Origin of the sequence: Streptomyces canus (genome assembly GCF_030816965.1) — a bacterium.
Taxonomy (GTDB): Bacteria; Actinomycetota; Actinomycetes; order Streptomycetales; family Streptomycetaceae; genus Streptomyces; species Streptomyces canus_E.
The window spans coordinates 1,504,389-1,516,597 of sequence record NZ_JAUSYQ010000002.1 but is presented as its reverse complement, the minus strand read 5'-3'; the positions used below and the strand labels follow the sequence as shown (position 1 = coordinate 1,516,597).

The 12,209-nt window shown below is 71.6% G+C and carries 7 protein-coding genes; 6 read left to right on the top strand and 1 reads right to left on the bottom strand.

Annotation, left to right across the window (positions count from 1 at the left end; translation table 11 throughout):
• Positions 1-12 precede the first annotated feature (12 nt).
• The 4 genes from QF027_RS07975 to QF027_RS07960 all read left to right on the top strand — a co-directional run bounded on the left by QF027_RS07975 (position 13) and on the right by QF027_RS07960 (position 4,221).
• Positions 13-1,527: a class I adenylate-forming enzyme family protein gene (locus tag QF027_RS07975; protein WP_306984775.1), complete on the top strand. Its 1,515-nt coding sequence runs from the start codon at positions 13-15 to the stop codon at positions 1,525-1,527.
• A 78-nt stretch (positions 1,528-1,605) separates the two neighbouring features.
• A complete protein-coding gene (locus QF027_RS07970) occupies positions 1,606-2,013 on the top strand; it encodes a DUF3224 domain-containing protein (protein WP_306984777.1) in 408 nt (135 codons plus the stop codon).
• 50 nt (positions 2,014-2,063) lie between these two features.
• Positions 2,064-3,014 carry a DUF6039 family protein gene (locus tag QF027_RS07965; RefSeq protein ID WP_306984779.1) on the top strand — a complete coding sequence of 317 codons (951 nt, stop codon included), beginning with the start codon at positions 2,064-2,066 and terminating at the stop codon, positions 3,012-3,014.
• 7 nt (positions 3,015-3,021) lie between these two features.
• Positions 3,022-4,221 (top strand): NAD(P)/FAD-dependent oxidoreductase, encoded by a 1,200-nt coding sequence (locus QF027_RS07960; RefSeq protein ID WP_307073656.1) that lies wholly within the window; start codon positions 3,022-3,024, stop codon positions 4,219-4,221.
• A 92-nt stretch (positions 4,222-4,313) separates the two neighbouring features.
• Here the strand turns inward: QF027_RS07960 and QF027_RS07955 are convergent, their stop codons facing one another.
• Entirely contained in the window at positions 4,314-4,919 is a 606-nt protein-coding gene (locus QF027_RS07955) for an isochorismatase family protein (protein ID WP_306984783.1), read from the bottom strand.
• A 157-nt stretch (positions 4,920-5,076) separates the two neighbouring features.
• Between QF027_RS07955 and QF027_RS07950 the strand changes: the two genes are divergently transcribed.
• Positions 5,077-6,234, top strand: a complete 1,158-nt coding sequence (locus tag QF027_RS07950) for an alpha/beta fold hydrolase (RefSeq protein WP_306984785.1) — start codon at positions 5,077-5,079, stop codon at positions 6,232-6,234.
• Positions 6,231-12,203: an SDR family NAD(P)-dependent oxidoreductase gene (locus QF027_RS07945; protein WP_307073654.1), complete on the top strand. Its 5,973-nt coding sequence runs from the start codon at positions 6,231-6,233 to the stop codon at positions 12,201-12,203. Before QF027_RS07950 ends, QF027_RS07945 begins: the two co-directional genes overlap by 4 nt.
• The last annotated feature ends 6 nt before the right edge of the window (positions 12,204-12,209 follow it).

Sequence of the window (12,209 nt, the reverse complement as noted above, 5' to 3'; positions counted from 1 at the left end):
AGCTTGCGGGGTGTGAGTACACCGTCAGCGAAGAGCACCGAGACCACGACCACCTCCGGGTTCGCTGTCCCCGATCTGCTGCGCATGCGGGTGTCGGAGGATGCCGACCGGACCGTCATGCGGGTCGACGGGGCGGCGACCATGACCTACGCCGGCTGGAACGCCCGGTCGGACGCCCTCGCACACGGACTCCTCGACACCGGGGCCGCCCGCGGTGACGTGGTGGCCCTGCTGTTCGGGGGAATGGACTGGGTCGACTACGCGGTGGCCTACATGGGGATCCTCAAAGCCGGCTGCACCGCCATCCATCTCAACGACACCATGCCGAAGGCGGAGATCACCCGCCGCCTCGCACAGTGCCGCCCCAGCGGTATGATCCGCGGCAGCGGTATAGCTCCGCCCGACGACCCAGGCTGCTGGGTGAGGACCGTCTCCGCACTGGAGACCGGCGAACAGTCGCCCGTGGACGTGCGGGTGGGGCCAGAGGACATCAGTGACCTCCTGTACTCGTCGGGCACCACGGGCGACTCCAAGCCGGTACGCGTCCCGCACGGCAATCTGACCTTCGGACGCGGACCCGAGGCGTTCGCGCAGTTCGGCGACCCCCGCCCGCTCATCGTGCCCATGCAGCTCGGCACCACTGCCAGCGTGACCACCACCAACGTCGCGCTGTCCCTTCGGGCCACCCTCATCGCGACCCGGCCCGGGGACGTGGAGCGAATGGGAGAACTCATCGCCGAGCACGGCGTCGGTTCCGTCATGGTCAATCCGATGATCGCCGCCCGAATGGTCGCCGCGAAGATCCACGAACGGTACGACCTCAGTTCCGTGCACACCCTCGCCTCGGCCGCCGCAGCCATCGCCCCCGCGCTCGCGGACCGGCTCCTTGCGATGTTCCCCGGAGCCCGCCTCAACAGCTCCTACACCGAGGTCGAAGCGGTTCCCGGTGTCGTCGTCAACACCTACGACCCGGCGCGGCCGCTCTCCGTGGGACGCCCCACCCCCAGCACCGAGGTCCGCGTGGTCGACGAGCAGGATGTCCCCGTACCCGACGGCGACCTGGGCCGGATCCAGCTGCGGTGCGCGGCTCCGCGGCGCCGCTACCTGCATAACCAGCAGCCACCGGGAGACGACTGGACTCGCACCGGCGACCTCGGTTACATCGGCGACGACGGCGACCTCTACCTGTTCGACCGGGCCGAGGACGCCATCCACACTCCCACCGAGATCCTGTCGACCATCGCTCTCGAAGCAGAGGTGTACGAGCATCCCGCGGTCCTGGAAGCAGCTGTCTTCGGCGTCCCGGACGGGAGCGGCGGGCAGCGGGTGGCCGCCGCCGTCGTGCTCGCTCCGGACAGCACTCTCGACGACCTGAACACCTTCCTCGAGCGCCGGCTGCCCCCGCATTGGGTGCCGCGACAGATCGAGCTACTGCCCGAACTCCCCTTCTCACCCAACGGCAAGGTGCGCAAGCGGGTCCTGCGGGACCGGTTGCGGGAGACCGCCGCGCGCCCGGACCAGCCCTGATCCTCAACACACCGCACAGCACACACATCCCTGGCGCCCCACAGCGGCAGGACCCACAACGACGGAAGGACATCCGCCATGGCTGGACAGCAGGCGGCGAAGGCGACGTTTCGAATGCTGTCGTGGGACGAGAAGCCCCTCGGCGAGGAGCAGGAGGGCGGCCCACGCATCGTGCATGCCTCGACGACCCAGAGGTTCGAGGGTGAGATCGAGGGCGACGTCCGCGCCGAGTACCTGATGGTGCGGCCCGACGACACGTTCGCCGACATCGCCGGCATGCTCACGGTTACCGGCACCCTCGGCGGCCGGAGCGGCGGCTTCGCCCTGCGCACCAATGGCACCTTCGACAAGGGCACCCTCCAGGCCGAGCTGTGGGTCGTCCCCGGGTCCGGCACCGGGGAGCTGGCAGGGCTCTCCGGAGGCGGCAACTACCTCTCCCAGGAGGAGGCCGCGGGCACCGTCTCCCTCAGCTACCGCTTCGACTGACCCCCGCTCACCCCGTCATTCCCCGTACGTACAGGCAGGAGACCACGCACATGCCCGTTCCGACGTCCCAGGATTTCTTCATCCCGTCCGCCCAGCACCAGACCACCCTCCCTCCTGAGAAGATCCTGCATTCTGCGAATTCCGGCGTCATCGTCGAACGGGTCGGTCAGCTGCGGGCCGAATTCCGTTCGGAAGGGCGCCAGTTCGGCCGGGAACTCGCCGAATACCTGAACACCAACTATGCGGGAATCGTGTCCGTCTTCGTGTACGAGGAGACGTTCGGCGTCAAGGACCGGCTGCATTTCCTCATGCACCTGAAGTCCTTCGACGCGTACGAGACGCTGGTGCAGATGGGCACCCAGGACGCGGGGTGGCGCGACATCATGATGCGCCCCCGCATCCCCGAGGAGCGCGGCGGCGGCACCTGGGACCGCATGTTCCTCGACGGCGGCCTCAAGGAAGAGGTGCTGATTCCCTCGACCTTCGGCATGTACGGCACGGCCGACAGCAAACTCGACACCGTGCGCGAGGACGGCAGCGGCGGTGTGCGCTTCGACGTCCCCACCGCGCAGTTGCAGACGGACGTCCCGGCCGACGAGATTCTGCACTCCGCCAACTGCGGCATCCTCATGCACCGCACCGGCGAGCTGAACTACGCCTTTCGGGGCGAGGGCCGCATGTTCGCACGGGCCCTGTGCGACGCCTGGAACGAGAGCCTCAAGGGCCACGCGACGATCTTCCTGTACGAGGAGGCCTTCGGGAAGTCCGACCGCATCCACCACTTCATCCACCTGAAGTCGCTCAGCTCCTACTACACGCTGATGGGGCTGCGCGCGGTCAACACCTCGGCCACCCGGGAGGTGTTCACCAAACAGTGGATATCCGACGAGCGGGGCGGCGGCGGGTGGGAGCGCATGTTCGTCCAGGGCTCCTTGGGAGATCTGGCACTGACGCCGCAGCACTGGGGCATGTACGCCACCCAGGCCGCCGAGGGCGAGTGATCGGGTCGTGTACGACGTCATAGTCGTCGGGGCCCGCGCCGCCGGTGCTCCGGCCGCCATGCTGTTCGCCCGTTCCGGCCACCGGGTGCTCCTGCTGGAACGCTCGGTCTTCCCCGCGGACACCCTCTCGACGCTCTACATCCAGCAGCCGGGCGTGGCCCGCTTGGCCCGCTGGGGCCTGCTCGACGCCGTGCGGGCCACCGGCTGCCCGCCACTGGACCGCGTCCTCTACGAGGTGGGCGGTGTCCGGGTGACCGGCTGCTCCAGCGGCATCGACGGCATCCGCGAGGCGTACGCGCCCCGGCGGTACCTCCTCGACCGCATCCTCGTCGAGGGCGCTGTCGCCGCGGGGGCCGAGTTCCGGGACGGCAGCGAGGTCACCGGCCTCGTCCACGACGGTGACCGGGTGGCCGGCGTCCGCTGGAACGGCCCGGACGGCGCCGTGCACACCGAGCGGGCCCATCTGGTGGTGGGAGCCGACGGGATGCGCTCCACGGTCGCCCGGCTCGTCGGAGCCGCCAAACAGGTCGAGCACCCCGCCCTCACCTGCGCCTACTACACTTTCTGGCAGGGGCCGCGCACGGACTTCGAGATGTACGAGGGGCCCACGGGATGGATCGCCGCGGTCCCCACCAACGACGCCACCCTGATCGCCGCCTACCACCCGCAGCACCGCTTCGACGAGGTGCGGCGGGACGCCATGAACGCTTACCTCGAAAGCGTCCGGGTCAACGCCCCGGCCCTGCACGCCCAACTCGACGACGCGGAACGCATGGAACGCCTGTACGGAACGGGCGACCAGCAGAACTACTTTCGCACCGCCACGGGGCCAGGCTGGGTGCTCATCGGTGATGCCGGCCACCACAAGGACTCACTGACGGCCCAGGGCATCGGCGACGCGCTGATGCAGGCGGAGCTGCTCGTCGAAGGGGTCCGGGAGCACGTCGGCGACCCGGTCGCGCAGGCCGCCGCTCTCAGCGCTTTCGCCACCGAGCGGGACGCGAGGCTCGGCGGCCCGTTCCAGGCCACCTTGGGGGTGGCGCAGGCCGATGCCCAGGGCCGCAGGATCGCCCTCCTGCGCGCCGTCTCCACCTCGCCCGAACTGACCCAGCGGTACTTCGACACGCTCTCGGGCGTCGCCCCGCTCGACGGTCTCTACACCCCGGAGCTGCTGCGGCTGATGCAGGAGGTGGCCGCCACGGGCTAGGTCCGCGGGAGCGGGGAGGGGTGCCCGGCGGCCGGACGGAATCCGCGATTCCGTCCGACCGTCGCTGAGGTTGTCGCCTCGTCGGAACCCGCTCAGTGGCGTGCGAACGCGGCCAGCACCTGCTCGGTGCTGCGCACCCGGCCGAGCAGTGGCATGACCCGGGACACCGAGTCGCGGTGGGCCGCCGCGTCGAACGCCGTGGTCGCGTCCTCGATCAGCACCTGCTCGAAGCCGCGGTCGTAGGCCTCACGGGCGGCGGACTCGACGCCGAGATTCGTCGCGACCCCGGCGAGCAGCAGCGTCGTGACGCCGTTGCGACGCAGCAGCACCTCCAGGTCCGTTCCGTAGAAACTGCCCCACTGGTGCTTGGTGACGACATGATCGGCGCAGTCCGTCAGCCGGGGGACGATCTCGGCCCAGTGCGGCGGGACGGGGACGCCCGCGGGCACGCCGGCGTCCGTGCGCGGCGCGGGAAACGGCACCCCCGACAGGCCCATCGACCCGCGGACCATGACCACCAGGCCGCCGAGTTCGCGCAGCGCCGTCGCGGTCCGACGCGCTCTGCCGACCGCGTCCTCGGCGGTATGCGGTCCGAGTGCGGTGGCACCTCCCATTCCCTCGACCACGCCGCGCTGGAAGTCGACCAGCACGAGAGCGGTGGTTTTCGGGTCGATTGCCAAGGCGTCCTCGGTGCTCATGCAATTCCCTTTCGCTCCGTGTGGGCCCGCGAAAAGGCCCGCTGGAAAAGGCTAGGGAATTGCGCGAGACCGCCCTGCTCAACACTGAGCAGCCCGGTCCGGAGCGCCCCCCTAGCCTGCAGGCAAAGCCCGGCCGGAAAAAGGAGCTGACGAAAGAGTGCTCAGCCTTGAGACACGGCGCGCTGTGGCCGAACTGACGAAAGCGGTGAAGGACGTCGGTCCGCTGGCCCACGCGTTGGCGCCTCCCCTGCACGTGGCGCCCGCCGATCGACGAGGGCTCCAGCGTGTCCTGGACCGGGTCACGGAACGGCTCCACGTGCCGCCGATGCGGCTGACCAACCGCAAGAACCTGAGCCCCTTCGACCGGGTCGTCAGCGCCCGTCTCGCACTGGAACGGCTGGCGGCACCGCTCGCGGCCACGACCACGGACGAGCATTCCGACGAGTTCGACGCGACAGTGGACTCCGCCCTCGCCCTCGACTTCGACAGCTTCTGTGAGCGGGACACCGTGCACGCCGCGGACGGCGTCGCGCTCCCTGGCTACGCGGCCGGCGATACGGACGCCCCCGGGGTGGTCCTCGCGTCGGCCTGTGGAATGCCGGCCCGGCTTGCCGAGGTGTGGATGCGCAGACTCGCGGTGCACAACCGAGTGGTCACCTGGGAGAGCCGGGGACTGTTCGTGGACACGGGCGGAGGCGGCGGCGCGACCGACGTCGCCACCCAGGTAGGCGACCTGTTCGCCGTCATGGACCACTTCGGCCTGCGGCGTGCCCACGTCGTCGGCCTCTGCGGCGGCGCGGTCCTCGCGGTGCGTGCCGCCGACGCGCGTCCGGAGCGGGTCGGCTCCCTCAGCCTCTGGCACGGCGACTTCGAACTGGGCGAGCACGCGCCGAAGACGAGCCATCAGCGCAATCTCCAGGCGTTCATGGCCATGGCCGCGGAGAACCGGGTGAGTGCGAGCAGCGTGCACGCCGTGCTCTGCCGGTCGATGCTGACCACCGTCCCGCCGGGCCTCGCCCACCTCGTGCTCTACCCGTACGCCACCCCCGAACTGCTCTTTCGCTACTGCCAGCTCAACGGCGCTCTCATGGGCGCCGACCTCGCCACGCAACTGCCCCGCATCGAACAGCCCGCGCTGGTGGTGACGAGCGTGGACGACGACACCGCCCACCCCGACGGCTCCCGCTACGTCGCCGCGGCGCTGCCCCACGCACGTCTGGTGGTGGCCGACAGCGGAGACCATCTCGGGCTCTTCCGGGCCGGGAACGCGATGCTCGACCTCGCCACGCGCTTCATCACTCAGGGGGAACCGTGAACCGCGACCAGGCCGCCGTCCCGCACGCCCTCGTCCTCTCCGCCTCCGACCCGGCCGGGCTCAAGGCGAGCGCCCGCCTCCTGCGGGAGCACCTCGTCGAAGCCGCCGCGCGGGACGGGCACCGGGAACTGTCGCTCGCCGACGTGGCGTACACCCTGCAGACCGGAAGGGCCGAGCTGGAACACCGTCTCGCGATCACCGTGACCGAACTGACCGATGTGGACGAGGCTCTTGACGCCTACCTCGCGGGCCGGTCACACCCCGCACTGGCTACGGGCACCTCCGACGACGGGGGCGGCGGCGTGAGCGGCGCGGTCCGTGCGTCGGTCAGTGCGGTCGGTACCGCCGCGACGACGGAATGCGAGGCGGCCCGCGTCTGGGTGCACGGCGCGCCCGTGGACTGGCGCGCGCACTGGACGCAGCCGGCCAGACGCGTCTCACTGCCCACCTCCACCTGGGGCGACGAGACGGACGACGCCGGGCGGGAGACCCCCCTTCGGACGACGGCCCCGAACGACAGGGGAGACAGGAATCACGCCGTCGACGCGTCGGCCGCTCTCGCCTGGCTGACCCGGACGTACGCGCAGGTGTCCGGTCTGTCGCCGGAGCAACTCGAACCCCGTACGCCACTGGACCGGTACGGCCTCAGCTCCTTCCTCGTCTCGCGACTGAACTCACGGCTGGAGGAAGAACTGGGCGAGCGGGACCGCACGCTGTTCTACGCCCACGCCGACCTCGCCGGTGTGGCGGACGAACTGGCCCGCCGCCACCCGCACCTGCGGACGGCGGACCGCCCGGGCGACGACACTCGGCACACCACGACACCCGCCGCGGCACGCGGCACCGGCCGGGCCGCGGAGGGGCCGCACGACGACGGCGCCGTGGCTGTGATCGGCATCGCGGGACGCTACCCCCAGGCACCCGACCTCGACATGCTCTGGCAGCGTCTGGTCAGCGGCACCGACTGCGTGACGGCCCTGCCCGCGGACCGGACGCGGGACGACTGGCCCGCCGACCTCGCGCACGGCGGCTTCCTCGATCGCATCGACGCCTTCGACCCCCTGCTCTTCGGCATCACCCCGCGCGACGCCGACCTGATGGACCCTCAGGAGCGGATCTTTCTCGAAGTGGCGTGGGAGGCGCTGGACGACGCCGGATATCCGCGCAGCCGGCTGCGCGAGCGCCACTCCGGAAAGGTGGCCGTCTACGCGGGCGCCATGTACAACGAGTACCCCTACTTCGGAGTGGAGTCGACGCTGCGCGGCGATCCGCTCGACACGGGGACCACCCTGGGCGGGATCGCCAACCGGGTCTCCTACCACTTCGACCTCAACGGCCCCAGCCTGACGGTCGACACGATGTGTTCGTCGTCGCTGGTCGCCATCGGCCTGGCGATACGGGCCCTGCGCTCCGGCGAGGTGGAGGCGGCCCTGGCGGGAGGCGTGAACCTGTCCGTCCACCCGAACAAGTTCCGCCAGCAACAACGCATGCGGCTCACCGCGCAAGGACGGCGCTGCCGCAGCTTCGGCGCGGACGGCGACGGCTTCGTGCCCGCGGAGGGGGCGGGCGTGGTGCTGCTCAAGCCTCTGCGCACCGCGCTGACCGACGGCGACCGCGTCCACGCGGTACTGCGCGGCAGCGCGACCGTCCACGCCGGCCGGACCAACGGCTTCCTCGTCCCGAACCCACGCGCACAGGCCGCCATGGTCGCCGCCGCCCTGCGGGATGCGTCGGTGCCCGCCCACACCATCGGCTACATCGAGGCACACGGGGCCGGTACGTCGCTGGGCGACCCGGTCGAGATCGCGGGGCTCGGCGAGGTCTTCGACGGCCGGGGCCTCGCGCCGGGGACCATCCCCATCGGCTCCGTCAAGTCCAACCTCGGCCATGTGGAACCGGCGGCGGGCATCGCCGGACTCACCAAGGTCATCCTTCAGATGCGGCACGGCCGCTTCGCGCCGTCCCTGCACGCGGAGGAGTTGAACCCCGGCATCGACTGGGACTCCGTGCCCTTCCGGGTGCAGCGGACGGCCGCCGACTGGCCCGCCGGCGAACACCCCCGCAGGGCCGGGATCAGCTCCTTCGGCGCGGGTGGCACACTCGCGCACCTGATAGTGGAGGAGGCACCCCCCGCCGCCCCGCGCGAGCAGAGCGCGGCCACCGCCGCCGGACCGCTCCTCTTCCCGCTCTCGGCCTACGACGAGCGGAGCCTGAGAGCGGTGACGGGACGCCTGGCGGCAGCGCTCGGCGAGCGGGACGGGCACAGCGCGGCCGACCTCGTCGATCTTGCGTACACCCTGCACGTGGGGCGGGAGCCGCTGCGGGAGCGGCTGGCAGTCGTCGCCACGGACCTCGCGGGACTGCGCGAACGCCTGGAACGCTTCGCCGACGGCGGCCCCGAGGCCGTCAGGGACGATCCGCACGCCTTCCACGGCCGCACCCGCGGTGGCCTGGCGTCCTCCTCGCCCGCCTCGAACGACACAGCAGCCCTGGCCCGGCACTGGGTCGACGGCGGCCGGGTCACGTGGACGGACGTGCGCCCGGACGACACCCCGTACGCGCCGCGTCTCGTGTCGCTGCCCTCGTACCCGTTCGCCCGGATGCGCTGCTGGCCGCCACAGCTGGACGCGGCCAATGCGACCGCCACCACCGCCACCGCCGCGGCACCGGTGGTCGCCGACACCCGCGTCGCCGAGCCCCTCCGGGACGACATCCCCCTGTACACCCGCGGCTGGCGGTCCGTCGGGGCCCTGCCCACGGTGTCGGGTGCACCGGACGAGGTGCTGCTCTGCCTTTTCTCGGACGCCTCGCAGCCGGTGGCCCGCGCTCTGGCGCAGCGGCTCAGCGGGCGGCGCGTGCTGCTGGTCCGTGAGGGCAGCGAACTGCGGGACGGTGTACCCGGCTACGTCGACGAGGCCGGGGCGCAGGACATCGTCCGCGGCTTCCTCGACGACCACACCGGGCCCGTCGGCCTGCTCGACCTGGCGGATCTGCACCGTTCGCCCGCCGAGTGCGGACTGTGGCGGGCCCGGCTCGCCGTACTGCGGACGCTGGTGCGCGAGCGGGCGGTCGCCGGACTGCGTGTCCTCCAGGTCACCTCGGGGCTGCAGAGCGTCGACGGACCGTCCACGAATCCGGCGGGCGCCAGGACCGCCGCCTTCGTCCGCGTCATCGGTGCGGAGTACCGCCGCCTCCTGGCCTCGGTTCTCGACACCGACACCGGCACCGGCCACGAGGAGGACCTCGTGACCCAGATCCTCGCGGAATGGTCGGCGAAGGAGGTCGTGGGGGAGGTGTGCCATCGGGCGGGGGCCCGGTTCCTTCCCGAACTGCGCCCGGTCCGCGCGCCCTGGCAGCCCCTGCGCACCGACCCTGACGCCGCCTACGTGATCACCGGCGGAACGCGCGGGATCGGCGCCCGCGTCGCCCGGCTGCTGGCGGAGCGCGGTGCCCGCACCCTCGTCCTGTGCGGAACGCCCCGGCCAGGGGGCGCGGCCGACGACGACCCTGTGGCCACCGAATCGGCGTCGACGGTAAGCGAGTTGCGGGAGCGGGGCGTGGACGTGCGGGTGCACCGGGCGCCGCTCACCGACCGGCAGGCGCTCGGGGCGATGCTCGCGGAGCTGCGGGGGACCGTCTCCCGCATCGGCGGCATTGTGCACTGCGCGGGACGGCCCGCCCGCGCCACCGACGGTTTCGCACACCTGGACCTCGAAGAGGCGCGGGAAGTGCTGGACCCCAAGGCCGACGGCCTGGAAGCACTGCTCGCCACCTTGGCGGACTCGGCGGACCAGGGCGACGACCCGGACTTCCTCCTCCTGTTCTCCTCGGTGTGCAGCGCGGTGCCGTCTCTCGCGGCGGGGTGCACCGATTACGCGGCGGCCAACGGGCTGCTCGACTTTGCCGCCGCGAGCCGATCCGGTACGGACCGCCCCCGAGTGATCTCCGTCGACTGGCCCCAGTGGGCGCAGAGCGGCGGCACCCGGCACCTGCCCAACCCATGCGCCCCGGTGGGTATCGGCCCGCTCACCGACGCCGAGGGACTTCGTGTCCTGGAGCGGGCGCTCGCCCTGCCCTCCGGTTCTCGGATCCTGCCGGCCGCCCCGCAGGAGGGCGCACCGCCTCCCGATCCCGACCGGCTGGTCCTGCTGCGAAGGGACGCCACCGTCGCCATGCCCGAGTCACCTGAACCGTCCGAACCACCCGAGTCCCTGATGGTGCCGCCCCGTTGGCTGATCGACATCTTCGCCGACACGCTGCGCATTCCGGCCGACGGCCTCGACACCTCGACGTCCTTCGGCGACCTCGGAGTGGAATCGATCATGCTCGGCGAACTGCTGCGCATGATCGAGGACCGGATCGAGAGACCCCTGCACCCGGCCGCGTTGCTCGAGCACCCGACCCTCGACGCCCTCGCCGCCCACCTCGGCGTCCTGCGGGCCGAGCCTCCGGACCACGCTGCACCGCCCGAGGAGCGAACCCCGTCCGACCGTCCGCCGTCGCGCCAGGAACGTACGCCGGACAACCGAATCGCGGTGATCGGTCTTGCCACCCGGTTCCCCGGCGCCCCGGACGTGGACTCCTTCTGGGCGGGGCTGCTTGCCGGCCGCGACGCCGTCACCGAGGTGCCTGCCTCCCGGTGGGACGTACGCCGGTGGTACCGGCCGGAGCGGGCCCCGGCCCGCAGCATGAGCAAGTGGGGCGGGTTCGTCGAGGGCATCGAGGACTTCGACCCGGCCTACTTCGGTTTCGGCGACGAGGAAGCCACTTGCCTCGACCCCGCCATCAGGCTCTTCCTCGAAGGCTCCGCGGCCTGTCTCCGTGAAGCCGGGTACGACGACGGCGAACTCGCGGGCCAGGACGTGGGCGTGTTCGTCGGCGCCCGGATGTCCGACTACGGGGCACGGGCCGGCACCTGGTCGGGCGCGCTCCGCTCCGACCAGAACTTCATCGCCGCGCACGTGGCACACCACTTCGACTTCCGCGGCCCCAACCTCGTGGTCGACAGCGCCTGCTCGTCGTCGCTGGTGAGTGTGCAGCTCGCCGTGCGCAGCCTGCTGGCGGGGGAGTCGCGGCTCGCCCTCGCGGGCGGCGTCGAGATCCTGTTGGACGAGAAGCCCTACCTCGAACTGAGCGCGGCCCGCGCGCTCTCCCCCTCCGGCAGATGTGCCACGTTCGACGAGCGCGCCGACGGTTTCGTACCGGCCGAGGGATGCGGGGTCGTCCTGCTCAAGCCGCTCGCCGCGGCCCTCGCCGACGGAGACCGCGTCCACGCCGTCATCGAAGCGGTGGCCGTCAACAACGACGGCCGCACCATGGGCGTCACCACCCCCAGCCCGGAGGCCCAGGCGCGCGTCGTGCGGCGCGCGCTGGAGGACGCGGGTCGGCGCCCCGAGGAGATCGGGATGGTGGAGGCACACGGCACCGGCACCCTGATCGGCGACCCCATCGAACTGCGTTCCCTCACCGACGTGTTCGCCGGGGTGCGCCCGGGATCGTGCGCCATCGGCAGCGTCAAGACCAACCTGGGCCACCTCCTGTCCGCCGCGGGCATCGCGGGACTCGCCAAGACCGTCCTCGCCCTGGAACACGGACTGATCCCCGCCACGCTCTCCTGCGAGCGCCCCAACCCGCGCTTCGACTTCTCCGCCTCCCCCTTCTTCCCCAACACCCGCCTGTCGCCGTGGCCTTCGGGAGCGGCTGAGCGCGTGGCGGGACTGAGTTCCTTCGGGCTGGGTGGCACCAACGCCCACCTCATCGCCGCCGCGCTCGACCCGGCGGAGCGCGAGGGGAGGCCGGTGCGACGCAGCCCTCTGCCGCCACCCCGCTTCCACCGCCGCCGATTGTGGCTGGAACCGCGGCGGGAGGAGCGGACGGCGCCCGCGCCCGCCCCCTCCTCGTTCCTGGACCTTGAACTGACCGTCGACGGACGCGACATCGCGCCCGCCCACCGGTCGAAGGCTGTGTGAGGGAGT

Bases quoted from the DNA above. Each gene is read 5' to 3' on its own strand.
- QF027_RS07955 (WP_306984783.1), bottom strand. From the start codon at position 4,919: ATGAGCACCGAGGACGCCTTGGCAATCGACCCGAAAACCACCGCTCTC.
- QF027_RS07970 (WP_306984777.1), top strand. From the start codon at position 1,606: ATGGCTGGACAGCAGGCGGCGAAGGCGACGTTTCGAATGCTGTCGTGG.
- QF027_RS07965 (WP_306984779.1), top strand. From the start codon at position 2,064: ATGCCCGTTCCGACGTCCCAGGATTTCTTCATCCCGTCCGCCCAGCAC.